The following is a 22,900-nucleotide window of genomic DNA, read 5'->3' on the forward strand; positions in this document are numbered from 1 at the left end:
ATCTCTCCGGCGACGGCGGTCACCCGGCCATTGTGTCCTGCGCCGGAACGGAGCCGGAGGCCCCTTCCCCCTCGACGTGCTCGGCCGCCCCGCAGGAGCAGTCGGCATGGGGGCCGATCCGCTCGCTCCGCCAGTCCAGCAGGGGCAGCGCGGCCTCCCAGCGCGCCCCGGTGCTGGCCGGCAGCTCCCCGTCCAGGAAGGACAGGGCATGGGCCGCGGCGAGCCCGGCCACCGCTGTGGCCAGTCCCAGGTCGCAGGCGGGCACCACACCCCGCCGCCCGGACCGCCACTGCGCCAGCATCCGTGGCCACTGCGAATCCCGGTCCGCGCGGTGCAGCTCGAGACACCCCGCGCAGCCGGTGCCGCCCGGAAGCACGAGCGGCCCGACCACCCCGGTGGCCTCGATGACTCCCGCATAGAGATGAGGGGTGCCCGACGCGATCCAGGGAGCCGCGGTGTCCGGGACCGGCGCGTAGACCGAGAGGCCGTCCCGGGGCGCGACGACGATCAGCGACAGGCCGGGCTGCCCATCGCCCGCGCCCCGCTCCGCCCCCGTCGACCGGGGCGCGGGTCCGGCGGCGGCCCGGCGGACGAGCCGACGGGCCGCCGCGTCGCGCCGTTCCCCCACGGCCGCGGGCGGAAGTCCGGCCGGTGCCACGTCCCCCGGCTCGGCCCGGCCCCCGTCCAGCACCTCCACGTGGCCCACCCCCGAGCCGGACAGCACCGCGGCGATCGACGCTCCGACCCTGCCCGCGCCCCGCACCTGGACCCGCATCGCCCGCCGGGCCGCCATCCGGCGCAGCCCCTCGCCCGGCCCGGGGTAGACGACGGAGAGCGAGGCGACATCGGGACGTTGACGCTCCATCACCTCGGCCCGGTGGCGCAGGACATCGGCCTGCGGCCCGGCGGCCCGCGGATCGTCGAGAAGGCCCGCCTCGGCCAGCCGCCGGACGAGAATGTCCACATGGCGGTCCGACAGGTCCAGGCTGCGGGCCTCGTCCCGCAGCAGCGGCAGGCCGCGCGTCCCGTCGAGCAGTTCCAGAAAGCTCCCCGTCGCGATGTCCACCGGGCCGAGCGTCACGGCGTGGGCGGGGGTCACCCCGAATTGCACGGTGTTCCGCCCGCGCCATGCCCGGCGCAGCGCGGGCTTCAACATCGGATGCAGGACTTCTCCCCCGAGACGCACGGCTTTCCCCCTATCGGTGTCGTGACCGCGTGCTCGGGATAATTCCCGGCCGCGTCGAGCCGTTGCCAGCATGCGCGACCGCGACGAAGCATGCTCGGAGTTATCCACAGGTAGGGGGATTAGTCATTCCATAGTGCGGCTTGGTGCGAAGCGAGGTGCGGGGAGTGGAGAGGATCGGTGGCGAACGGACCTTGAGGCGGGACTTCCCCCACTGACAGCGGGTAACGTCGAGGCGTGCCCGCAGACCCGTCACCCGGCGTCGCCGGGGAGACCCCCATGCACAGCGCCGTGAGCTGTCAGCCCGGCGCGGCCGCCCGTGTGCCCCGCGCCCCGGCGACGAGCGCGGTCGAGGTCCGCCGGAGCACCCGGCGCAGGAAGTCGGTCTCCGCGTACCGGGAGGGCGGCCGCACGATCGTGCTCATCCCCGCCCGGATGTCGGAGGCGGAGGAGCGGCGCTGGGTGGGCGTGATGCTCGACAAGCTCGCGGCCCAGGAGAGCAAGCGGGTCCTCGGGGACGCCGAGCTCACGAAGCGGGCCGAGCGGCTGTCCGCCCAGTTCTTCGACGGCAGGGCGAGGCCCGCATCCGTCCGCTGGGTGACCAACCAGAACACCCGCTGGGGCTCGTGCACCCCCGCCGAGGGCAGCATCCGGCTCTCGCGCCGGCTCCAGGGCATGCCGGAGTACGTCGTCGACTACGTGCTGGTCCATGAGCTGGCCCATCTGCTCGTCCCCGGCCACGGCCCGGGGTTCTGGCGGCTGCTGGAGGCGTATCCGCGCACCGAGCGGGCCCGTGGCTACCTCGAAGGAGTGGTCGCGGCCGCTCAGCTGCCCCATCCGCCCGCCGCGCGCGAGGAGTGAGACCGGCCCGCGCGGCGCTTCCGGTGAGCCGCGTTCGGCGATTCTGTACCGGGTCTGTACCGGCTTGGCCGGATGTCGCGGTTTGCGGCTAGCCTGACGCGACGCATTCACCTTCGGGATGGGGGACGGTCGTTACGTATGGCCAGGGAATTCCAACGAGGCCACAAGGCCAAGATCAGTGATCTCACACCGGGGACAGATCTGTACGTAGGTGTGCAGATCGCCGCCCCTGGACTGACCTTCGACATCAGCTGCTTCGGCCTGGATGCCGACGAACAGCTCTCGGACGACCGGTATTTCATCTTCTTCAACCAGCCGAAATCGCCCGAGGAGTCGATTCAGCTCCTCGGTGCGCAGTCCGGCGACACCGAGTCCTTCCGTGTCACGCTCGACCGCATCCCGGCCGGTATCCACAAGCTCTCCTTCACCGCGACGCTCGACGGTGCCGGACAGATGTCCCAGGTCGGCCCCGGGTACATCCGGATCGTCGCGGGCGGCGAAGAAGTGGTCAGATACGCCTTCACCGGCTCGGAGTTCACCACCGAGCGCGCGGTGATGCTCGGTGACTTCTACCTGAAGGACGTCTGGCGCTTCGCCGCCGTCGGCCAGGGGTTCGACGGCGGTCTCGACGCGCTCCTGAAGAACTTCGGCGGCGAGGTCGCCGAAGAGGAAGAGGCGCCGGCCGCCCCGCAGGCGGCCCCGGGTTTCGCCCCGCCGGCCCAGGCCACCGCGCCCCCGGCTTTCGGCGCACCGCCCGCCCCTCCGGCCCCGCAGCCCGCGCCATCCTTCGGCGCACCGCCCGCACCCGCCGCCGCACCGCAGCAGCCGATGCACGCCGCGCCCACGATCGCGGCGCCGCTCACCCCGCAGGCGCCCTCGGCTCCCTCCCCGTACGGCCAGCCCGGCCACCAGCTCCCGCCGCCCCCGCAGCCGCAGTTCGGCCAGGTCCCCGGTCAGGGCGTCCCGCCCACGCCGCCCTACGGCCAGCCCGCGCCCGCTCCCTACGGCCAGCCGGCCCCGACACCGTACGGGCAGAGCGCCCCGCCCCCCTATGGGCAGCAGCCCGCCGGTGTGCCGCAGGGCCTTCCGGCGGCCGGCGCCGGGCTCCAGGCGGCCCTCCAGCTGTACAAGGAGACCCCCACCGGGCAGCGCTGGACCCCGCAGAACCAACAGCTCATGCGGGTCGACCTGACCATGGGCGGCGCCGGCGTGCTGGCCCGCCAGGGCAGCATGGTGATGTACCAGGGCAAGGTCGATTTCGGCTACAAGGGCGCCGGCTTCGTCGGACGGGCCGTCGGCAACGCCACCGGCCAGGAGATGCAGCTGATGCGCTGTACCGGCCGCGGCCAGGTCTTCCTCGCCGAGGAGGGCTCGTACCTGCACCCCATCGAGCTCCAGGGCGACGCCATCTGCGTCTCCGCCGAGAGCGTCCTCGCCTTCGACGAGTCCCTCCAGTACGAGATCCGCCGGGTCGAGGGGCACGGCATCCCCGGCGGCGCCCTGTTCACCATGCAGTTCCAGGGCACCGGCACCGTGATCATCAAGACCCACGGCACCCCGGTCGTCCTGCCGGTCACCCCTACCACGTTCGCCGACTGCAACGCGGTGGTGGCCTGGTCGGCCGCCTCCCAGGTGATCGTCTCCAGTCAGGTCCGGCTGCGCCGCAACGCCTACCCGGGACACAGCGGGGAGACCGTGAACCTCCAGTTCCGGGGAGCCCCCGGCAACTTCATCGTCGTCCAGCCCTACGAGGTCTAAAGGGAGCCCGTCATGAACCAGCAACTCGCGGGCTTCGCCCCGACCCCCGTCACGGCCCGTATGGAGAACCACGGCTCGGCCATGCTCAAGGTCGCCATGGCTTCCGGGCACGACCTCTACGCGCGCACCGGTTCCATGGTGGCGTACGAAGGGTTCATCCAGTACGAGCCCAACCCGCCCGCCGCCCGGCAGATCGCCTCCCAGTGGATCACCGGCGAGGGCGCACCCGTCATGAAGTGCTCCGGCGACGGACTGCTCTACCTCGCCGACTACGGCGCCGACGTGGTCGTCATCAACCTGAACAACGAGGCGATCTCGGTCAACGGCACCAATCTCCTCGCCTTCGACGCGCACCTCACCTGGGGTGTCGAGAAGGTCAAGGGGATGGCCAAGTTCGCCGGACAGGGGCTGTGGAACGTCGTCGTCCAGGGCACCGGATGGGTGGCCATCACCTCCCGGGGCACCCCGATCGTCGTCGACTGCGGACGCGGCGACGACGAGACGTACGTCGACCCGGACGCCCTCGTCGCCTGGTCCACGAACCTCAAGGTGAAGGGCAAGCGCAGTTTCAAGGCCGGGGCGCTGATCGGCCGCGGCAGCGGGGAGGCGTACCAGATGGCCTTCTCCGGAGAGGGCGTCGTCGTCGTCCAGCCGAGCGAGGACAGTACGGACCGCCTGCGGATCCGGAACTGAGGGGAGGGGAACACACACATGCAGAGTCCGCTTTTCAGCTACACCGAGCAGCAGTCCCAGGACCGGTACACGATCCAGAACCCGCAGCTCCTGCGGGTGGCACTGACCGGGCAGGACGACGTCCTGGCCCGCAAGGGCGCCATGGTCGCCTACCAGGGGCTGATGGACTTCGACGGCGAGTACCAGTCGCAGGGCCAGCGGCGCGCCCGCGCCCACACCGGGGAGGGCCTCGACCTGATGCGGGTGTCCGGTCAGGGCACGGTCTACTTCGCCAACCTCGCCCAGTACATCCACGTCGTGGACGTCGACCGTGGGGGGATGACCGTGGACAGCTCCTACGTCCTCGCGCTCGACTCCTCGCTGCACACCGAGGTCATCGCGGTGGACAGCCAGTACGGGATCTCCGGCAGCGGCAAGTACCAGCTCAACATCACCGGCAGCGGCAAGGTCGCCCTCATGACATCCGGCCAGCCCCTGATGATGCAGGTCACGCCCGACAAGTACGTCAACGTGGACGCCGACGCCATCGTGGCCTGGTCCAGCGCCCTGCGGGTGCAGATGCAGGCCCAGACGCACTCCAGCGGTGTCTTCAGGCGCCGCGGCAACACCGGTGAGGGCTGGGAGCTCAGCTTCCTCGGCCAGGGCTTCGCCCTGGTCCAGCCGAGTGAGGTCATGCCCCCGCAGAACGCCCAGATCGGCCAGGGCGCCCGCGCCCAGTTCGGTATGGGCCAGCAGGGAGCCCACGGGCAGAACCAGAACAACGCCTGGAACTGATCTCCAGTCGCAGAGCACAGCGGTAAGGGGCGGCCTCCATGGAGGCCGCCCCTTACGCACATCCGTTCAGCCTGCGGCTACAACCGGGCGCGGGTCGCCTCCAGCAGCCGTACGACGGAGGTGTCGGCCACCGTGGCCACGTCCTCGTAGCCGAACCAGCGCAGCTCCAGGGACTCCTCGCTGATCCGCTCCGCCGCACCGGCGGGGGCCAGGGCGGCGTACTGCACGTCGAGGTGCCAGGTGCAGGGGGACGGAATGGGGTGCCGGTCCAGCCGGACCGGCCCGCCCGGGAGCAGGGTGAGTCCCGTGATGCCGGACTCCTCCGTCGCCTCGCGGAGCGCCGCGGCCTCCAGGGAGGTGTCCTGCGGCTCGCAGTGCCCGCCCATCTGGAGCCACATCCGCAGCTTGCGGTGCAGGGTGAGCAGCACCATCTCCCGCTCCGGATCGATCACCAGGGCGCTGGCCGTCAGATGACCGGTCCCGCACGCCTTCCACATGCCGTCGTCGTGGAGCGCCAGATGGTCCAGATAGGCCTGGCGCAGCTCCGCCTGGCCGTCGCCGGCTTCGCCCCCGGGGGCGTAACCCCTCAGTACGAGGGTGGCGTCGTCGCGCAGGGTCACCGGTCGCGGCCGTCCTTGCCGTCTTCCTCGCCGTCCTCGCGCTTGCCCTCGTCGCTCTCGGCGGGCTTCTGCGGGCCCTTCGCGGCCTCGCCGAGCATCTTGTCCAGCTCGGAGAAGTCGGCCTGCTCGTGGTGGACGAAGCCGTCCGGATCGTCCAGGTCGTGCGCCGTCGGCAACATGTCCGGGTGCGCCCACAGGGCGTCGCGGCCCTCCAGACCCCGGGCGTCGGTGAGCGAGGCCCACAGGCGCGAGGCGTCCCGCAGCCGGCGCGGGCGCAGCTGCAGACCGATGAGCGTGGCGAACGTCTGCTCGGCCGGGCCACCGGAGGCACGGCGCCTGCGAATCGTCTCGCGCAGGGCGTCCGACGAGGTCAGCCGGGACTTCGCGGCCTCGTGGACCACCGCGTCGACCCAGCCCTCGACGAGCGCCAGGGCCGTCTCCAGGCGGGCCAGGGAGGCCTTCTGCTCAGGCGTGTCCTCGGGCTGGAACATGCCCTGCTGAAGGGCGTCCTGCAGCTGCTCGGGGTTCGAGGGGTCGAACTGGCCTACGACGTCCTCCAGCTTGCTGGTGTCGACCTTGATACCGCGTGCGTACGCCTCGACGGCACCGAACAGGTGCGAGCGAAGCCACGGCACATGAGCGAAGAGCCGCTGGTGGGCAGCCTCGCGCAGGGCCAGATACAGCCGCACCTCGTCCTGCGGGACGCTGAGGTCCTTGCCGAACTGCGCCACGTTCAGCGGGAGCAGCGCGGCCTTGCCCGCCGGGCCGAGCGGCAGCCCGATGTCCGTCGAGCCGACCACCTCTCCGGCCAGCACGCCGACGGCCTGCCCGATCTGCTGGCCGAACATGGCGCCGCCCATCGACCGCATCATGCCGATCAGCGGGCCCGCCATGGCCTGCATCTCCTCGGGCAGCACATCGCCCATCGCCAGGCCCACCCGCTCGGCCACCGGGTCGACCAGCTGCTGCCAGGCCGGCAGCGACGCCTCGACCCACTCCGCGCGGCTCCACGCCACGGTGGAGACCGAACCGGAGGGCATCGACGTCACGCCGTCCAGCCAGAGGTCGGCCAGCCGCAGCGCCTCGTCGACCGCCGTCCGCTCGGAGGGGCCGACACTCGCGTCCTTGGTGCCGTCGGCCGTCCCCTGCGAGACGGTCTGGCGCGCGATCTGCTTGGCCATGTCCCAGTTCACGGGACCGCCCTCGTAGCTCAGCATCTGGCCGAGCTGCTGGAAGGCCGCACCGAGATCGTTCGGGTTCATCGCGCCGAACATCGCGGCGAACGGGTTGTCCCCGCCCGCCCCCGGCCCGATTCCGAACGGGCCTCCGGCCCCGCCCGCGCTCTGCCCACCTTCGGTGGGGTCCTTCTTCTTGCCCTCGTCGCCGTTCTCCGGCTCCTCCGGCGGAAGGCCGAATCCGAATGGGGTGTCACTCACGGGTTTCCTCGGCTCGTAGGGCCGCCGGCTCGAACCGACGGCGACTGCCCGACATCACCATCCAGCGTAGACACCACGCCCGCTTCGAGGCTCAGTGCTCCGCCGACTCCCGGCCTGCGGCAGGATGGACGCCACCTGGTACGTACGCGTCATGCGGGTACGTACTGAAGACAACCGCTGGAGACGCCCGGTGAGTTCCCCAGATCCGCAGGTTCGCGCAGCGCGAAACCTGACCGACCCCCCGCCCGAAAGCACACTCGAGAAGAAACGACCCAGGAGCCAGCGAAACCGGGGCCCCGTCGTCGCGGTCACCGGTGCCGCGACCGGCGTCGGTGAGCTGCTGACCGCCCGCCTCGCCGCATCCGACGAGATCAAGCAGGTCATCGCGATCGACGAACGCCGCGGAGAGGTGTCCGAGGCGACCTGGCACATCCTGGACGTACGCGACCCGGCCATCGCGGAGAAGCTGCGCGGCGCGGACGTCGTCGTGCACCTGGCGCTCGACCTCGACCTGGAGACCGACCCCGCCGCCCGGACCGCGTACAACGTGCGGGGCACCCAGACCGTGCTCACCGCCGCGGCGGCCGCCGGGGTCCACCGGGTCGTCCTGTGCACCTCGGCGATGGTCTACGGGGCCCTGCCCGACAACGATGTGCCGCTCTCCGAGGACGCCGAACTGCGGGCCACCGCCGAGGCCACCGGGGTCGGCGACCTCCTGGAGATCGAACGGCTCGGCCGCCGCGCCCCCCGCGCCCACCCCGGGCTCAACGTCACCGTCGTACGCCCCACCGTCCTGGTCGGCGGCACGGACACCGCGCTGACCCGCTACTTCGAGTCACCGCGTCTCCTGGTTGTCGCCGGTTCCCGCCCCACCTGGCAGTTCTGCCATGTCGAGGACCTGGTGACAGCCCTGGAGTACGCAGCCCTGGAGAAGATCGACGGCGAGTTCGCGGTCGGCTGCGACGGCTGGCTCGAACAGGAGGAGGTCGAGGAGCTCAGCGGCGTACGCCGGATGGAGCTGCCCTCCGCCGTCGCCCTGGGGGCGGCTGCCCGGCTGCACCGCATCGGACTCACCCCGTCGCCGGCCGGTGACCTGGCGTACACGATGCACCCCTGGGTGGTCAGCGTGAGCCGGCTGCACGACGCGGGGTGGCGGCCCAGGTGGACCAACGAGGAGGTCCTCCGGGCGCTTCTCGAAGAGGTCGAGGGACGCCACACGCTCGCCGGACGCCGCCTCGGCCGCAAGGACGCCACCGCCGCCACGGCCACCGCCGCCGGTGCCACGGTCGCCCTGCTCGGTACGGCGGCCCTCGTCCGCCGGGCGCGTAAGGCCCGGCGTCGCATCTGAACTGCGCCCGCGGGGCGCCGGAAGCCGTCTGTAGGAGGCTCCAACGCGGCCGTGCGTCCGCCGGTCGAACAGGCAATTCCGCGATGTCGGTGCCGTACGGCACGATGGGGGCATGGCACGCACCCAGGACCACCCCGGCGAGCAGGCGGCTTCGGACCCCATCCGGCTGCTGGCGATCCGGGAGAGCGAACTCTCCGTCGACGAGGTCTTCCGTGCTGTCGGGGACGACGCCGCGGGCGGCATCGCCCTCTTCGTCGGCACCGTGCGCAATCACGACAGCGGACAGGACGTCGGGGCGCTCGGCTACTCCTGCCACCCCTCCGCCCAGGACGAACTGCGCCGAGTGGCGGAGAAGGTCGTCGCCGACTTCCCGGTCCGCGGCCTCGTCGCCGTCCACCGGGTGGGTGAACTGGAGGTGGGCGATCTGGCGGTGGTCGTCGCCGTCGCCTGTCCGCACCGGGCGGAGGCCTTCGCGGCCTGCCGCAAGCTCATCGACGACCTCAAGCACGAGGTTCCGATCTGGAAGCACCAGCGTTTCTCCGACGGCACGGAGGAGTGGGTCGGGGCCTGCTGAGCGCAAACCGGACCGGAGCGCATCAGCCCCGATTTGCGTAACCGCACCCCTGCCGTGAGCGTTGGTCTTCCGGATCGTTAACCTGCAGATCGATCACTCGGTCGCTCATGAGGTAGGGAGGTCGTGATGGCGGCACTCGCTTGGCTGTTGATTCCACTTTTCGCTGCTGTCGGCGGTGCGATATGGGCGAGCTGGGCTGCTCGCAACCGCACGACCGGCGATGTCACCGAACTCGCCGGGTATGCCAGGTTCCGTGACGCGATGGAGAAATCGCACTCCGGTTCCGAGGCTCTCTGAGGCCGTCGAACGCCGCGTGACCACCTTTCCGCCGCGTTTTCGCCGGGCCCCGGACGGACCGGCCCCGGGGGTGGACGCACAGGCCCTTCCCGTACTGTCGTTCCATGCCACGCCGCACCGCGACGATGTTCGCCTCCGCCCTCATCCTCATCGTGCTGTTCTGCGCAGGCCTGCTGATCAAAGTCCCGTATTCCGAGATGTCTCCCGGACCGACGGTGAACACCCTGGGCGAAGCGCGTGGCGAGCCGGTCCTGCGGATCACCGGTCGCAAGACCTACCCGACGTCCGGGCACCTCAACATGACGACGGTCCGCGTCACCGGAGCGGACTACCGGATGAACCTGGGCCAGGCCGTCTGGGGCTGGCTGGCCCACGACAGCATCGTCGTACCGCACGACACGCTCTACCCGGACGGCAAGACCGAGGAGCAGTCCACCCAGGAGAACGCCGAGGAGTTCAGCCAGTCCCAGGAGAGCGCCAAGGTCGCCGCCCTGAAGGAGCTGGACATCCCGGTCGCCACCCAGGTCGTGGTCTCCACCGTGGTCAAGGGCACCCCTTCCGAGGGCAAGCTGCACGCGGGTGACGTGATCAAGGCTGTGGACGGCACCGCGGTCGAGGAGCCCGGTGACGTCGCCGAGCTCGTCACCCAGCACCAGCCCGGCGAGGACGTCACCTTCACCATCGTCCCGGCGAAGGAAGCGGCCGCCGCCGAAAAGGCCGGCCGGGCCCCCGAGGGCAGCCGGAAGATCACCATCACCACCGAGAAGGCGCCCCCCGCGGAGAAGGGCGGCAAGGACCGGGCGGTCGTCGGGATCAGGGCCGGGACCGACCACACGTTCCCGTTCGACATCGACATCGAGCTCGCGGACGTCGGCGGCCCCAGCGCCGGGCTGATGTTCTCCCTGGGCATCATCGACAAGCTCACCCCGGGCGATCTGACCGGCGGGAAGTTCGTCGCCGGCACCGGAACCATCGACGACGCGGGCAAGGTCGGCCCGATCGGCGGGATCAACATGAAGCTCGTCGGGGCCCGCGAAGCGGGCGCCCGCTACTTCCTCACGCCCGACGACAACTGCGCCTCGGCCGCATCGGACACCCCGGACGGGCTGACCCTGGTCCGGGTCAAGACCCTCGACGACGCCAGGACGTCGCTGGAGCAGATCAGCGCCGGGAAGACCGACGCGCTGCCGAGCTGCTCGGCAGGCTGACAGCGCGTCGGGTAAGCGGACGACGGGCCGTCAGGACTCGAACGTCGCCGCGAGGGCCTCGGCCAGCCCCGGCACCAGACCCGCTCCGGTCAGCACCTCGGTGGGGGAGTCCTTCTCGCGCAGCCGTACGGCGGAGTCGCGCGCCCCGTCCCGCAGCACGGCCACGGTCATCCGCACCTCCTGCCGGTCGGGGTGCTTGGCGACCCACTGGGTGAGCTGCTTGTCGCTGAGCCCCTCCGGTACGGAGGCCTCGGCCGACGGCGGCAGCATCAGCCGTTCCACGGTCATGGCGCAGCCGGCCACGGAGTCGGGCCAGGCGATGGTTCCGAGGAAATCGTCCAGGGCGGTACCGGCGGGCAGCTCCTCCTGCTCGATCGGTGTGAGGGAAGAGGTCGTGGAGGCGGCGTCGTCCAGCCCGAGCTGGGCGGCGAGGCCCGGCTCCTGGACCCGCAGCCGGGCGGTGTCGACCAGGGCGAACAGCCGGGCGGGCTGGTCCCAGCCGAGAGTGGAGGCATAGGCGTCGATTTCCAGGACGGCGACGGTGAGCGGGCTCGCTGCCATCGGGGGTCCTGAGGGGGAAACGTTGGGCATGGGCAATATCCTGCCTCCTTCGGCCCCGGTATCGGGAACTAGGTAAAGCTTCAGTAAGTTGCATAGGTGGGTTCTAGGACCGCTGGGCCCGCTCCACACGACCGCGAACTTCGAGGTGCGCACGTTGGCTTTCCAGATGCCGGACCGCGGCGGAGGCCCGACCGGGCCACGGATCAGTGTCGGCCGCCCGTCCCGGCGCGTCCGCACCCTGCTCATGACCTTGGGGGTCCTGGCGGTTCTCGCCATGGCCTTCGTCATGTTCGCCGGGTTCTGGACGGACTGGCTCTGGTACCGGTCGGTCGCGTATTCCTCCGTCTTCACCACCACCCTGTGGACCAAGATCGGGCTGTTCCTCGTCTTCGGACTGCTGATGGCCCTGGCCATCGGCGTGAACATCTGGCTCGCGCACCGGCTCCGGCCGCCGCTGAGCGCGATGTCGCTGGAGCAGCAGAGCCTGGACCGCTACCGCATGAGCGTCGCCCCTTTCAAGAAGTGGGTGCTGCTCGCCGTCACCGCGCTCGTCGGACTGATCGCCGGGGCATCCGCCTCCGGCCAGTGGCGCACGTGGCTGATGTACGTCAACGGCGTGCCGTTCGGTACGAAGGACCCCCAGTTCAAGCTGGACGTCGCCTTCTACGCCTTCGACCTCCCGTGGTACCGCTTCCTGCTGGGCTTCGGCTTCGCGGCGACCGTGCTCTCGCTGATCGCCGCAGCCCTGACCCACTACCTGTACGGCGGGCTGCGCATCACCAGCCCTGGCGCCCGTGCCACCGGCGCGGCCACCGGCCACCTCTCGGTGCTGCTCGGCATCTTCGTCTCCCTGAAGGCCGTGGCCTACTGGCTCGACCGGTACGGTCTCGCGGTGAAGTCCAGTGACTTCAAGGCCGCGGACAACTGGACGGGCCTGCGGTACGTCGACGCGAACGCCTATCTCCCGGCGAAGACCATCCTGTTCTTCATCGCGGCGATCTGTGCCGTGCTGTTCTTCGCGACGCTGTGGCGCCGCACCTGGCAGCTGCCGGTCATCGGCTTCGGCCTGATGGTGCTCTCGGCGATCCTGATCGGCGGGCTCTACCCGGCGATCGTGCAGAAGTTCCAGGTCCAGCCGAACGAGCAGGCCAAGGAAGCGCCGTTCATCCAGAAGAACATCGACGCGACACGCGATGCGTACGACATCGACGACGCGGTGATGGAGGACTACGCGGGCCAGGCCACCACGGGCGACGACACCAAACTGCGGGCCGCCGCCAACACGGCCGCCAGCTACCGCGTGATGGACCCCAACGTCGTCTCCCCGGCCTTCCAACAGCTCCAGCAGCGCAGGAACTACTACCAGTTCCCCAAGACGCTGGACGTCGACCGCTACAAGGGCAAGGACGGCAAGGAGCAGGACACCGTCATCGGCCTGCGCGAGCTGAACATCCAGGGCCTGCCCAAGCGGAACTGGATCAACGACCACTTCACGTACACCCACGGCTACGGCGCCATCGCGGCCCGCGGCACCACCACCGGCACCAACCCGACGGGGTCCCCGGACTTCACCGAGTCGGGTCTGCCGTCCACCGGTGAGTTCGGGAAGTACGAGCAGCGGATCTACTACGGCGAGAAGACCGAGCAGTACTCCATCGTCGGCGGGCCCCAGAAGGAGCTCGACTACGAGGAGGACGGCGAGAAGACCACCAGCTACAAGGGCGACAGCGGGGTCAGCCTCTCCAACACCTTCAACCGCGCCGCGTACGCGGTCTCGTTCAGCGAGCCGCAGATCATGTACTCGGGAGCCATCGGTGACGGCTCGCGGATCCTGTACAACCGCACGCCCAAGGAGCGCGTCGAGGCGGTCGCCCCGTGGCTGACCATCGACGGCGACGCCTACCCGGCGGTCGTCGACGGCCGGATCCAGTGGATCGTCGACGCCTACACCACGACGAACGGCTACCCGTACGCCTCGCGGACGACGCTCGGCGACACCACGGCCGACTCGCTGACCACCAACCAGCGCGCGGTCGTCGCCCAGCAGAACCAGGTCAACTACATCCGCAACTCGGTGAAGGCCACCGTCGACGCGTACGACGGCAAGGTCAAGCTCTACGAGTGGGACACCAAGGACCCGGTCCTCAAGACCTGGCGCAAGGCGTTCCCGGGCACGGTGGAGGCCCGGTCGAAGATCCCGCAGACACTCATGGACCACCTGCGGTACCCGCAGGACCTCTTCAAGGTCCAGCGTGAGCTGCTCACCCGCTACCACGTCGAGGACCCCGCGCAGTTCTACAGCGGCTCCGACGCGTGGCAGGTGCCGGACGACCCGACGAACAAGGAGCCGGGTTCCGTCCCGCCGTACTACCTGTCCATGAAGATGCCGGGCCAGGACCAGCAGGCGTTCTCGCTGACCACCACGTTCACCCCGAGGGGGCGCCCGAACCTCGGCGCCTTCATGGCGGTGAACGCGGACGCGGCCAGCAAGGACTATGGCACGATGAGACTGCTGCGGGTCACCTCCACGGTGAAGGGTCCGGGCCAGGTACAGAGTGAGCTCAACGGCAACGACGACGTCGCCGAGTTCGTGAGGAACCTCAAGGGCACGGACTCCGACATCGAGTACGGCAACCTGCTGACGGTGCCGCTCGAAGGCGGCTTCCTCTACATCGAGCCGGTCTACACGCGCGGTGGCACGCAGAACTACCCGCTGCTGCGCAAGGTGGCCGCCTCGTACGGTTCGAAGATCGTCTTCGAGAACAACCTGGGAGACGCCCTCAACGCGGTCTTCGGGGCCGACGGCGACGCCGACACCACACCGCCCGACCCCAGTGAGCCGCCGGGTGACACCACCAAGCCGCCGGCCACCGGCAGTGACGCTCTCAAGAAGGCCATCGCGGACGCCCAGAAGGCGTACAACGACGGCGAGGCGGCGCTGAAGGAGCAGGACTGGCCCGCCTACGGCAAGGCCCAGGACGCGCTCCAGGAAGCTCTGGAGCGGGCGGCCTCGGCTCAGCCCAAGGGCGGAGCCGAGGGCGACAAGGCCGACGTGCCGGAGAAGAACGACGGAGCCGACCCGGCCAAGAAGCCTGACGAGAAGCCCGATGAGGGCGACGGGACCGAGCAGGGCGGCGACCAGGGCACCTGAGAAAGCGCCACCCCGCGTCGTGGTACGGTTTGAACACAACGACGCGGGGTGGAGCAGCTCGGTAGCTCGCTGGGCTCATAACCCAGAGGTCGCAGGTTCAAATCCTGTCCCCGCTACTGAAGGACAAGGGCCCGGATCCTATGGATCCGGGCCTTCGTCGTGCCGTCGTGTCTTTCTTGTTCCGTGGGCGTGAAGTGCGGTTCGCTGGGCACCAGTTGGGTCCCGACGTGTTTGACTTGTCTCTCTGTGGGCATGTCGACAAAACGCTGAAGTGACCTCACTGGCCGCGATATACCAGGTGTACGCGGGTTACAGGTGGTGCGACGATGGTATTTATGGGGGACAGGGCAACTCTGTTGGAGACAGGGCGGTTTGTGCAGCGGCGCGGCCAGAAGGCGGACAAGGCGGCAGATGCGGCCTTCGCTGCCGTCATCGCCGGGGCGGCCGGAGCGGGCGCGAGCACACTCGGACCACGGGACGCCACCACCGCCGGTGAAGCAGGACCCGCCGTCGCGGCGCCGGTCCGGGGCAGGAGGCGTACCACGAGCGAGACCACCGCGACGGTGGGCCACGTGGGCGGGGACGTCGTGCACGCCACCGGCGCCACGGGCCTGACCAGGCCGGACGCGGGCGCCGCGGACGCCGACGCGGGCACCACGGACGCCATTGACGCGGCGGACAGTGCCGAGGCCGAGGCGCGCCACCGCCGGGCCGCCGAGGCCGGGGACACCGCGTCCATGAGCGTGCTGGGCGCCCTGCTCCTGCGCCGCGGGGAGCTGGACGGCGCCGAGACCTATCTCCGCGCCGCCACCGCCGACGGCGACCGGGCCGCCGCCAACAACCTGGGCGTCCTGCTGCACCAGCGGGGCTACCCGGACGAGGCCGCCGGCTGGTGGCGGATCGCCGCGGTGGCCGGATCCGCCGCCGCCGCGCACGCGCTGGGCCGCCACTTCCGCGAGCGCGGGGACGAGCCGGGTGCCGAATACTGGCTGCGCCAGTCCGCCGAGCAGGGCCACGCGCTGGGCGCCTACGCGCTGGCCGACCTCCTGGAGCACCGGGGCGACATCGGTGCCGAGCGGTGGCTGCGCGCCGCCGCCGAGCAGGGCCACCGGGAGGCCGCCTACCGGCTGGCCCGCGCCCTGGAGCGGAACGCGGTCGAGGACCCGCACGACGCCTTCGGCCTGGGCCGGGGCGCGGGCCGGAGCGGCCTCGGCCTCCCCGTCGGCCCGGCCGCCCCCGACGCCCTGACCACGGGCGCGCGGGGTGATGCGAAGGGTGGGGAGAGCGCGAAGGGCGGAGCCGGCGGCGACAGCCCGGTGGCCGGTCCCGCCGCGGGCCGGGTCGGGGAGGCCGAGCAGTGGTACCGCCGTGCCGCCGCCCGGGGACACCGCCGTGCCGCCCTGCACCTCGGCGCGATCCTGGAGCAGCGCGGCGAGCTCAAGGAGGCGGGCCGCTGGTACCTCACCGCGGCCAAGGACGGCGAGGCCCGCGCCGCCTGTGCGCTGGGCTTCCTGCTGCGTGACGCGGGCGACGAGGAGAGCGCGGCGGTGTGGTGGCTGCGCGCCGCCCAGGACGGCGACGGCAACGCGGCCAACGCGCTGGGCGCCCTCCACGCGGCGCGCGGCGAGCAGCAGACCGCCGAGCGCTGGTACCGGGCCGCCATGGACGCCGGTGACGTCAACGGGGCGTACAACCTCGGGCTGCTCTGCGCCGCCCAGGACCGTACGCCGCAGGCCGAGCAGTGGTACCGCCGCGCCGCCTACGCCGGTCACCGCGAGGCCGCCAACGCGCTCGCCGTGCTGCTCCTCCAGGCCGGGGACCACACCGGCGCCGAGCCCTGGTTCTCCAAGGCGGCCGAGGCGGGCAGCGTGGACGCCGCCTTCAACCTCGGCATCCTGCACGCCGGGCGCGACGAGGACCGTACGGCGCTGGGCTGGTACCAGCGTGCGGCGGCGGCCGGGCACACAGACGCCGCGCTCCAGGTCGCCATGGCCCTGCTGCGTGACGGCGAGGACCGGGAGGCCGAGCGTCATCTGCGCTGCGCCGCGGGCGGCGGCAGCGCCGAGGCGGCGTTCCGGCTGGCCGGGGTGCTCGACGCCCGCCAGCCGCCGCCGGGCCCGCCCGCGCTGGGCGAGCCGATGCCGGAGAAGACCGAGTGCGAGGAGTGGTACGAGCGGGCCGCCCAGCAGGGCCACCGCCGCGCCCAGGTCCGGGTCGGCATGCTCGCCGCCGCGCGCGGGGACGTGGAGAGCGCCGCCCACTGGTACCGGGAGGCCGCCGAGGCGGGCAGCCGTAACGGCGCCTTCAATCTGGGGCTGCTCCTCGCCCGTGAGGGCAGCGAGCGGGAGGCCGCCCTCTGGTGGAGCCGTGCCGCCAACGCCGGTCACGGGCGGGCCGCGCTGCGTCTGGCCCTGCTCGCCGCCCGCCGGGGCGAGCTCACCGAGGGCCAGCGCTGGTGTGCGCGGGCCGTGGAGCTGGGCCCGGCCGAGGTGGCCGAGCGGGCGGCCCGGCTGCGCGACGCGCTGCACCAGGAACTCACCGCCTGAGGGCAAGGACGGGCCGGCCTCCCGGAGGCCGGTGTGAATGAATTTGCGCCGTTCGACCTGCTGACGTAATGTTGCATTCACCGACGCGGGGTGGAGCAGCTCGGTAGCTCGCTGGGCTCATAACCCAGAGGTCGCAGGTTCAAATCCTGTCCCCGCTACTGAAAAACGAAGGCCCGGATCTCGACTGGAGATCCGGGCCTTCGTCATGTCCGGGATGACGAGCCCGGGAACGAAAAAGCCGGGCCCGTCTCACAGGAGACGGGCCCGGCGTGCTCAGGTCGTGCTCACGCTGTGGCGGCGCAGCTCGGACACAGCCCCCGGTACGTCACCTCGACGCCGGAGACCGTGAAGCCGTAGCGCTCGTCCGCCGGGAGGTCCGCCAGCGGGTTGCCCGCCGGGTGCACATCGCGGATGGCGCCGCACCGGCCGCAGATCAGGTGGTGGTGCGGGCGGTGCGCGTTCGGGTCGTACCGCTTCGCCCGGCGGTCGGTGGAGACCTCCAGCACCTCACCGAGGGACACCATCTCGCCGAGGGTGTTGTAGACGGTGGCGCGCGAGATCTCGGGCAGCCTGTCGACGGCCCTCGCGTGGACCTCGTCAGCCGTCAGGTGCACGTGGTCCCCGTCGAGGACCTCGGCCACGACACGCCGCTGCGCCGTCATGCGCCAGCCGCGTCCACGGAGTCGTTCCAACAGGTCGCTCATGGAGCCCAGCCTAACAGTGGAGGGAGCGAGTCCCGATCGGGTGTGATTTTGGATGTTCACTTGACTTAGACATTGTCCATTGTAGGATCGAGAGCGGCATTAGCCAAGGGACAGGCTGTACAGGAAACAGAAGGCTGTACAGAACATGACGCAGGAGGCGCACGTGACGCAGGGACCGCTCACCACGGAAGCCGGGGCTCCGGTCGCGGACAACCAGAACAGCGAGACCGCGGGCGTCGGCGGTCCGGTTCTCGTCCAGGACCAGGCGCTGCTGGAGAAGCTCGCCCACTTCAACCGGGAGCGCATCCCGGAGCGCGTCGTGCACGCCCGCGGCGCCGGCGCATACGGCACCTTCACCCTGACCCGCGACGTGTCGCAGTGGACCCGGGCGAAATTCCTCTCCGAGGTCGGCAAGCAGACCGAGACGTTCCTGCGCTTCTCCACCGTCGCCGGCAACCTCGGCTCCGCCGACGCCGTGCGCGACCCGCGCGGCTTCGCGCTGAAGTTCTACACCGAAGAGGGCAACTACGACCTCGTCGGCAACAACACCCCGGTGTTCTTCATCAAGGACGCCATCAAGTTCCCCGACTTCATCCACACCCAGAAGCGCGACCCGTACACCGGCTCGCAGGAGGCGGACAACGTCTGGGACTTCTGGGGTCTGTCGCCCGAGTCGACGCACCAGGTGACCTGGCTCTTCGGCGACCGGGGTATCCCGGCCACGCTGCGCCACATGAACGGGTACGGCTCGCACACCTTCCAGTGGAACAACGAGGCCGGCGAGGTCTTCTGGGTCAAGTACCACTTCAAGACCGACCAGGGGATCAAGAACCTCACCACGGAGGAGGCCGTCCGGCTCTCCGGCGTCGACCCTGACAGCCACCAGCGTGACCTGCGTGAGTCGATCGAGCGCGGTGACTTCCCGTCCTGGACGGTGCAGGTCCAGATCATGCCGGCGGCGGATGCCGCGACATACCGCTTCAACCCCTTCGACCTCACCAAGGTGTGGCCGCACGCGGACTACCCGCCGATCGAGATCGGCAAGCTGGAGCTCAACCGCAACCCGGAGAACATCTTCGCCGAGGTCGAGCAGTCGATCTTCAGTCCCGCGCACTTCGTGCCGGGTATCGGCCCGTCCCCGGACAAGATGCTCCAGGGCCGCCTCTTCGCGTACGGCGACGCCCACCGCTACCGCGTCGGCATCAACGCCGACCACCTGCCGGTGAACCGCCCGCACGCCACCGAGGCACGCACCAACAGCCGGGACGGCTACCTCTACGACGGCCGTCACCAGGGCACCAAGAACTACGAGCCGAACAGCTTCGGCGGCCCCGTCCAGACGGACCGCCCGCTCTGGCAGTCCACCCCCGTCACCGGTGGCACCGGCAACCACGAAGCCCCCAGCCACGCCGAGGACGACGACTTCGTGCAGGCCGGCGACCTCTACCGGCTCTTCTCCGAGGACGAGAAGGCCCGGCTGATCGACAACCTCGCCGGGTTCATCGCCCAGGTCTCGCGCGACGACATCGCCGAGCGGGCGATCAACAACTTCCGCCAGGCGGACGGTGACTTCGGCAAGCGGCTGGAAGCCGCGGTCCAGGCCCTTCGCGGCTGACCTGACGCTTGCCGTCGAGGATGGGCCGGCTCCCCTTCGCGGGGATCCGGCCCATCGGCCGTTCTACGCCGACCCGGCGGCCGCCACCGTACGGCGACGGGTGGGCGCCCAGCAGCGGATGATGTCGCGCACCGACACGATGCCCACCGGGCCCGTGGCGTCCAGCACGATCAGGTGCCGGAACCCGCCGTGCGTCATGGCTTCCGCGGCCTCCTCCAGGGTCCAGGCCGAGGCGGCGAACACCACGTCGGTGGTGGTGTGGGCGGACGCGGTCTCCAGATCGGGGTTCTGACCCGACCCGATCGCGTTGAGGATGTCGCGCTCGGTGATGATCCCGAGCCCGCAGTTGTCCGGGTCGTGGACGACGGCCGCCCCGATGCGGCGGGCCGACATCAGCCGGGCGGCCTGGCGGAGCGTGTGGGTGGGGCCGATGGTGAGGACCACCGTGCTCATGGCGTCACGAACGAGCATGGAACGAGCCACCTCCTCGGTGCGCCGACTCTGTGAGTCGATTCACAAGTTCACAAGTGGGGGACCCTCAGAGTCGCACCCCTGAGGCGGGCCGACAAGGGGCGGACCGGGCGCGCACCGGGGAGTGCGTGAGCGAGCGCCGCGCTCCCCAGGCGCCCGGTCGGCCGGCAGAGGGTCTCAGTAGCGCTGGTTGAGGTAGCCCAGCAGCTCGTCGTGGAGCAGGCCGTTCGACGCGGCCCCGTTGGCGCCGCCGGGCCCGTCGGCGCCGTCCAGATCGGTGAACCGGCCGCCCGCCTCCTGGACGATGATCGCGTTCGCCGCCATGTCCCAGAGCGAGAGCTCCGGCTCCGCGCAGATGTCCACGGAACCCTCGGCGACCATCATGTACGGCCAGAAGTCCCCGTACCCCCGCGTCCGCCAGCAGGCCCGGGTCAGGTCGAGGAAGCCGTCCAGGCGGCCCTGCTCCTCCCAGCCGCTCAGCGAGGAGAACGCGAACGACGAGTCCGCGACCGTCTCCACCTTCGACACGTGCAGCCGGGTCGCGGAGGTGAGGCTGCGCCCGGAGAACGCGCCGGCGCCCTTCGCCGCCCACCAGCGCCGGCTCAGCGCCGGCGCGGAGACCACTCCGACCACCGGCTGGAACCCGTTCTCCCCGGCCTCCATCAGGGAGATCAGCGTCGCCCACACCGGCACGCCGCGGACGTAGTTCTTGGTGCCGTCGATCGGGTCGATCACCCAGCGCCGCGGCCCGGTGCCTTCGACCCCGTACTCCTCGCCCAGAATCGCGTCGCGTGGGCGGGCCCGGTGCAGATGGCCACGGATCAGCTCCTCGGCGGCCTTGTCGGCCTCGCTCACCGGGGTCATGTCCGGCTTGGTCTCCACCTTCAGGTCGAGAGCCTTGAACCGGTCCATGGTCGCCGCGTCGGCGGCGTCCGCCAGAACATGGGCGAGGCGCAGATCATCGTGGTAGTCGGGCATGCCGTCACAGTATCCAGCCGTACGGGGGAGGAGCCACCGGCCCCCGGCCCACCGGCTCTACGCGGGCCCTTGACAGTCGCCATGAGCGCCTCAACTCTTAACCGCAGACCCCTGGCGTGGGAGGCGGCGATGCCGACAGCGCGAGAAGCCCTGCTGGACGCCGCCCTCAGGGCGCTCGCCGACCGGCCCTGGCGCACGGTGCGGATGGTCGACGTCGCGGCTCTGGCCGGCGTCTCCCGGCAGACCCTCTACAACGAGTTCGGCACCAAGGGAGGCCTGGGCGCCGCCCTGCTGCGACAGGCCGCCGACGGCTATCTGACCGGCGTGGACCGCGCACTGACGGCTCCCACGCCGGAGCATCCGGCCGCCGTCGCGCGCTGGACCGTACGGGCCGCGGAGGCGGACCCGCTGGTCAAGGGGCTGCTCACCGGGCTCTGGAGCGAGGGGCTGCCCCGCCCGGGCCGCGATATCCCGGGCCCCGCCCAGCTGCTCGGGCTGGCCAGGGACCGCATGGTGGACGCCGCGCACCAGGACGCTTCGCGCCCGGTCGTCGCGAGACGCTGCGAGCTCGCCCTCCGCCTCGCGCTCTCCTACATGATCGTGCCGTGCCCGCCCGGCGGTGCCGGGAGTCAGTGCGTGGAGCCGGACAGCTGGAGCCCGATCACTCCGATGATCACCAGCGAGATCGACACGAGCTTCAGCGTCGAGACGACGTCATCGAGGAAGACCATGCCGTAGATCGCCGTCCCCGCCGCGCCGATGCCGGTCCACACCGCGTACGCCGGTCCGACGTCCAGCTTCTTCAGAGCCATCGTCAGAAGGCCGAAACTGCCCAGGGCGAAAGCGGCGAACGCGATGGTCGGCCAGAGCCGGGTGAAGCCGTGCGAGAGCTTCAGACAGACGGCGAAACCGGTCTCCAGCAGCCCGGCGACCACGACCAGTAGCCATGCCATCGTCCGTTGCCTCCTGAAGGGTGACGGGTTGATCCCGCACGGTGCGATTATGCCTTTACCAATCGTTGAAACTGGCAAACATGCCGTGGCACACCGGCCGGATACAGCCACTCCGCAGCCGGCCCGGGTCAGCCGTCGGCCGGACCGTCTCAGTCGCCCTCGCGCCGTTCGCGGGTCGAGAGCAACCGGCGCAGGGAGTCGAGCCGTGCCGGATCCGCGTGTCCCTCGGCCACCCAGGCGGCCAGCGCGCACTCCGGCTGGTCCGCGTCGTGGGTGCAGCCGCGCGGGCAGTTCTCGGTGCCGGGCTGGAGGTCGGGGAAGGCGTTGATCACGCGCGACGGGTCGACGTGGTGCAGCCCGAACGACCGTACGCCGGGGGTGTCGACGACCCAGCCGCGGCCGTCGGGCAGGGGCAGGGCGAGCGCGGAGGTGGTGGTGTGCCGACCGCGGCCGGTGACCGCGTTGACGATGCCGGTGGTCCGCCGCCTGTCCTTCGGCACCAGGGCGTTGACCAGCGTGGTCTTACCGACCCCGGAGTGGCCCACGAAGGCGGTGATCCTGCCGTCCAGCTGCTCGCGCACCCGGTCCGCCGCGCCGCCGTTCTCCAGCTCCTCGCGGTTGGTCACGATGTACGGGACGCCGAGCGGGGTGTACGCCTCCAGCAGCTTGTCCGGCGACGCCAGGTCGGACTTGGTCAGCACCAGCAGCGGGGTGAGGCCGCCGTCGTACGCCGCGACCAGACAGCGGTCGATCATGCGCGGGCGCGGCTCCGGGTCGGCCAGCGCGGTGACGATCGCCAGCTGGTCGGCGTTGGCGACGACCACGCGCTCGTACGGATCGTCGTCGTCGGCCGTGCGGCGCAGCACCGTACGGCGCGAGGCGATGCGAACGATCCTGGCCAGGGTGTCCTTCTCGCCGGACAGGTCCCCGACGATGGAGACGGTGTCGCCCACCACGGCGGCCTTGCGTCCCAGCTCGCGGGCCTTCATCGCCACCACGGTCCGGCCGTCGACGAGGCAGGTGAGCCGGCCCCGGTCGACGGTGAGGACCATGCCGTCCTCGGCGTCCTCGTGCTTGGGCCGGATGTGTGTACGCGGCCGGTTGCCCTTGCGGTTGGGGCGGACGCGGATGTCGTCCTCGTCGGGGTTCTTCCCGTAGCGGCGCATGTT

20 protein-coding genes and 2 tRNA genes are annotated in these 22,900 nt (G+C 70.8%); 13 read left to right on the forward strand and 9 right to left on the reverse strand.

Annotation, left to right across the window (positions count from 1 at the left end; all coding sequences use genetic code 11):
- Positions 1-19: 19 nt before the first annotated feature.
- Positions 20-1,165: a ThiF family adenylyltransferase gene (locus tag ABZ154_RS20215; RefSeq protein WP_356834553.1), complete on the reverse strand. Its 1,146-nt coding sequence runs from the start codon at positions 1,163-1,165 to the stop codon at positions 20-22.
- Positions 1,166-1,462: 297 nt separating this feature from the next.
- Here ABZ154_RS20215 and ABZ154_RS20220 point away from each other — a divergent pair, with 297 nt between their 5' ends.
- From ABZ154_RS20220 to ABZ154_RS20235, 4 genes are all read left to right on the forward strand, one after another.
- On the forward strand, positions 1,463-2,044 hold the full coding sequence (locus ABZ154_RS20220) for a M48 family metallopeptidase (RefSeq protein WP_356834555.1): 582 nt from the start codon (positions 1,463-1,465) through the stop codon (positions 2,042-2,044).
- Between the two features lie 138 nt (positions 2,045-2,182).
- The gene (locus ABZ154_RS20225; RefSeq protein ID WP_356834447.1) at positions 2,183-3,802 is read left to right on the forward strand and encodes a TerD family protein; all 1,620 of its coding nucleotides are present in this window, start codon (positions 2,183-2,185) and stop codon (positions 3,800-3,802) included.
- A 12-nt stretch (positions 3,803-3,814) separates the two neighbouring features.
- Positions 3,815-4,495, forward strand: a complete 681-nt coding sequence (locus tag ABZ154_RS20230; protein WP_356834448.1) for an AIM24 family protein — start codon at positions 3,815-3,817, stop codon at positions 4,493-4,495.
- 18 nt (positions 4,496-4,513) lie between these two features.
- Complete coding sequence (locus tag ABZ154_RS20235; protein WP_356834450.1) at positions 4,514-5,269, forward strand: AIM24 family protein; 756 nt, start codon at positions 4,514-4,516, stop codon at positions 5,267-5,269.
- Between the two features lie 77 nt (positions 5,270-5,346).
- On the opposite strand, the gene ABZ154_RS20240 is transcribed toward ABZ154_RS20235, so the two are convergent.
- Together ABZ154_RS20240 and ABZ154_RS20245 are read right to left on the reverse strand one after the other, a co-directional pair.
- On the reverse strand, positions 5,347-5,889 hold the full coding sequence (locus tag ABZ154_RS20240) for an NUDIX hydrolase (protein ID WP_356834452.1): 543 nt from the start codon (positions 5,887-5,889) through the stop codon (positions 5,347-5,349).
- Positions 5,886-7,325: a zinc-dependent metalloprotease gene (locus ABZ154_RS20245; protein WP_356834454.1), complete on the reverse strand. Its 1,440-nt coding sequence runs from the start codon at positions 7,323-7,325 to the stop codon at positions 5,886-5,888. The genes ABZ154_RS20240 and ABZ154_RS20245 overlap by 4 nt, the downstream gene beginning before the upstream one ends.
- Positions 7,326-7,515: 190 nt before the next feature.
- Here ABZ154_RS20245 and ABZ154_RS20250 point away from each other — a divergent pair, with 190 nt between their 5' ends.
- From ABZ154_RS20250 to ABZ154_RS20260, 3 genes are all read left to right on the forward strand, one after another.
- Positions 7,516-8,673 (forward strand): SDR family oxidoreductase, encoded by a 1,158-nt coding sequence (locus ABZ154_RS20250; protein WP_356834456.1) that lies wholly within the window; start codon positions 7,516-7,518, stop codon positions 8,671-8,673.
- A gap of 112 nt (positions 8,674-8,785) precedes the next feature.
- Positions 8,786-9,247, forward strand: a complete 462-nt coding sequence (locus ABZ154_RS20255; RefSeq protein ID WP_356834459.1) for a molybdenum cofactor biosynthesis protein MoaE — start codon at positions 8,786-8,788, stop codon at positions 9,245-9,247.
- 401 nt (positions 9,248-9,648) lie between these two features.
- Positions 9,649-10,752: a PDZ domain-containing protein gene (locus tag ABZ154_RS20260; protein WP_356834461.1), complete on the forward strand. Its 1,104-nt coding sequence runs from the start codon at positions 9,649-9,651 to the stop codon at positions 10,750-10,752.
- 30 nt (positions 10,753-10,782) lie between these two features.
- On the opposite strand, the gene ABZ154_RS20265 is transcribed toward ABZ154_RS20260, so the two are convergent.
- On the reverse strand, positions 10,783-11,343 hold the full coding sequence (locus ABZ154_RS20265) for a PPA1309 family protein (RefSeq protein WP_356834463.1): 561 nt from the start codon (positions 11,341-11,343) through the stop codon (positions 10,783-10,785).
- Between the two features lie 136 nt (positions 11,344-11,479).
- On the opposite strand from ABZ154_RS20265, the gene ABZ154_RS20270 reads away from it, so the two are divergent.
- The 4 genes from ABZ154_RS20270 to ABZ154_RS20285 all read left to right on the forward strand — a co-directional run bounded on the left by ABZ154_RS20270 (position 11,480) and on the right by ABZ154_RS20285 (position 17,168).
- Positions 11,480-14,464 carry a UPF0182 family protein gene (locus tag ABZ154_RS20270; RefSeq protein WP_356834557.1) on the forward strand — a complete coding sequence of 995 codons (2,985 nt, stop codon included), beginning with the start codon at positions 11,480-11,482 and terminating at the stop codon, positions 14,462-14,464.
- A 42-nt stretch (positions 14,465-14,506) separates the two neighbouring features.
- Positions 14,507-14,580 (forward strand) — tRNA-Met (locus ABZ154_RS20275).
- A gap of 210 nt (positions 14,581-14,790) precedes the next feature.
- Positions 14,791-17,010 carry a tetratricopeptide repeat protein gene (locus ABZ154_RS20280; protein ID WP_356834465.1) on the forward strand — a complete coding sequence of 740 codons (2,220 nt, stop codon included), beginning with the start codon at positions 14,791-14,793 and terminating at the stop codon, positions 17,008-17,010.
- An 84-nt stretch (positions 17,011-17,094) separates the two neighbouring features.
- Positions 17,095-17,168: transfer RNA gene (locus ABZ154_RS20285), tRNA-Met, on the forward strand.
- A 126-nt stretch (positions 17,169-17,294) separates the two neighbouring features.
- Here the strand turns inward: ABZ154_RS20285 and ABZ154_RS20290 are convergent.
- The gene (locus tag ABZ154_RS20290) at positions 17,295-17,714 is read right to left on the reverse strand and encodes a Fur family transcriptional regulator (protein ID WP_356834467.1); all 420 of its coding nucleotides are present in this window, start codon (positions 17,712-17,714) and stop codon (positions 17,295-17,297) included.
- Positions 17,715-17,859: 145 nt separating this feature from the next.
- On the opposite strand from ABZ154_RS20290, the gene ABZ154_RS20295 reads away from it, so the two are divergent.
- Complete coding sequence (locus tag ABZ154_RS20295) at positions 17,860-19,329, forward strand: catalase (protein WP_356834469.1); 1,470 nt, start codon at positions 17,860-17,862, stop codon at positions 19,327-19,329.
- 63 nt (positions 19,330-19,392) lie between these two features.
- Here the strand turns inward: ABZ154_RS20295 and ABZ154_RS20300 are convergent, their stop codons facing one another.
- On the reverse strand, positions 19,393-19,800 hold the full coding sequence (locus ABZ154_RS20300) for a CBS domain-containing protein (protein WP_356834471.1): 408 nt from the start codon (positions 19,798-19,800) through the stop codon (positions 19,393-19,395).
- Between the two features lie 177 nt (positions 19,801-19,977).
- The gene (hisN, locus tag ABZ154_RS20305) at positions 19,978-20,778 is read right to left on the reverse strand and encodes a histidinol-phosphatase (RefSeq protein ID WP_356834473.1); all 801 of its coding nucleotides are present in this window, start codon (positions 20,776-20,778) and stop codon (positions 19,978-19,980) included.
- A gap of 129 nt (positions 20,779-20,907) precedes the next feature.
- Between hisN and ABZ154_RS20310 the strand changes: the two genes are divergently transcribed.
- On the forward strand, positions 20,908-21,516 hold the full coding sequence (locus ABZ154_RS20310; RefSeq protein ID WP_356834475.1) for a TetR/AcrR family transcriptional regulator: 609 nt from the start codon (positions 20,908-20,910) through the stop codon (positions 21,514-21,516).
- On the opposite strand, the gene ABZ154_RS20315 is transcribed toward ABZ154_RS20310, so the two are convergent.
- Both ABZ154_RS20315 and rsgA read right to left on the reverse strand, forming a co-directional pair.
- Positions 21,408-21,731, reverse strand: a complete 324-nt coding sequence (locus ABZ154_RS20315; RefSeq protein ID WP_356834477.1) for a multidrug efflux SMR transporter — start codon at positions 21,729-21,731, stop codon at positions 21,408-21,410. The genes ABZ154_RS20310 and ABZ154_RS20315 overlap by 109 nt on opposite strands.
- A 149-nt stretch (positions 21,732-21,880) precedes the next feature.
- Complete coding sequence (rsgA, locus tag ABZ154_RS20320) at positions 21,881-22,897, reverse strand: ribosome small subunit-dependent GTPase A (protein ID WP_356834479.1); 1,017 nt, start codon at positions 22,895-22,897, stop codon at positions 21,881-21,883.
- Between the last annotated feature and the right edge of the window lie 3 nt (positions 22,898-22,900).

The sequence above is a fragment of the Streptomyces sp. NPDC006261 genome (genome assembly GCF_040613515.1).
Lineage (GTDB): Bacteria > Actinomycetota > Actinomycetes > Streptomycetales > Streptomycetaceae > Streptomyces.

Bases quoted from the DNA above. Each gene is read 5' to 3' on its own strand.
- ABZ154_RS20220 (WP_356834555.1), top strand. From the start codon at position 1,463: ATGCACAGCGCCGTGAGCTGTCAGCCCGGCGCGGCCGCCCGTGTGCCC.
- ABZ154_RS20225 (WP_356834447.1), top strand. From the start codon at position 2,183: ATGGCCAGGGAATTCCAACGAGGCCACAAGGCCAAGATCAGTGATCTC.
- ABZ154_RS20230 (WP_356834448.1), top strand. From the start codon at position 3,815: ATGAACCAGCAACTCGCGGGCTTCGCCCCGACCCCCGTCACGGCCCGT.
- ABZ154_RS20235 (WP_356834450.1), top strand. From the start codon at position 4,514: ATGCAGAGTCCGCTTTTCAGCTACACCGAGCAGCAGTCCCAGGACCGG.
- ABZ154_RS20255 (WP_356834459.1), top strand. From the start codon at position 8,786: ATGGCACGCACCCAGGACCACCCCGGCGAGCAGGCGGCTTCGGACCCC.
- ABZ154_RS20260 (WP_356834461.1), top strand. From the start codon at position 9,649: ATGCCACGCCGCACCGCGACGATGTTCGCCTCCGCCCTCATCCTCATC.
- ABZ154_RS20265 (WP_356834463.1), bottom strand. From the start codon at position 11,343: ATGCCCAACGTTTCCCCCTCAGGACCCCCGATGGCAGCGAGCCCGCTC.
- ABZ154_RS20270 (WP_356834557.1), top strand. From the start codon at position 11,480: ATGCCGGACCGCGGCGGAGGCCCGACCGGGCCACGGATCAGTGTCGGC.
- ABZ154_RS20280 (WP_356834465.1), top strand. From the start codon at position 14,791: ATGGTATTTATGGGGGACAGGGCAACTCTGTTGGAGACAGGGCGGTTT.
- ABZ154_RS20290 (WP_356834467.1), bottom strand. From the start codon at position 17,714: ATGAGCGACCTGTTGGAACGACTCCGTGGACGCGGCTGGCGCATGACG.
- ABZ154_RS20295 (WP_356834469.1), top strand. From the start codon at position 17,860: ATGACGCAGGAGGCGCACGTGACGCAGGGACCGCTCACCACGGAAGCC.
- ABZ154_RS20300 (WP_356834471.1), bottom strand. From the start codon at position 19,800: ATGCTCGTTCGTGACGCCATGAGCACGGTGGTCCTCACCATCGGCCCC.
- hisN (WP_356834473.1), bottom strand. From the start codon at position 20,778: ATGCCCGACTACCACGATGATCTGCGCCTCGCCCATGTTCTGGCGGAC.
- ABZ154_RS20310 (WP_356834475.1), top strand. From the start codon at position 20,908: ATGCCGACAGCGCGAGAAGCCCTGCTGGACGCCGCCCTCAGGGCGCTC.
- ABZ154_RS20315 (WP_356834477.1), bottom strand. From the start codon at position 21,731: ATGGCATGGCTACTGGTCGTGGTCGCCGGGCTGCTGGAGACCGGTTTC.
- rsgA (WP_356834479.1), bottom strand. From the start codon at position 22,897: ATGCGCCGCTACGGGAAGAACCCCGACGAGGACGACATCCGCGTCCGC.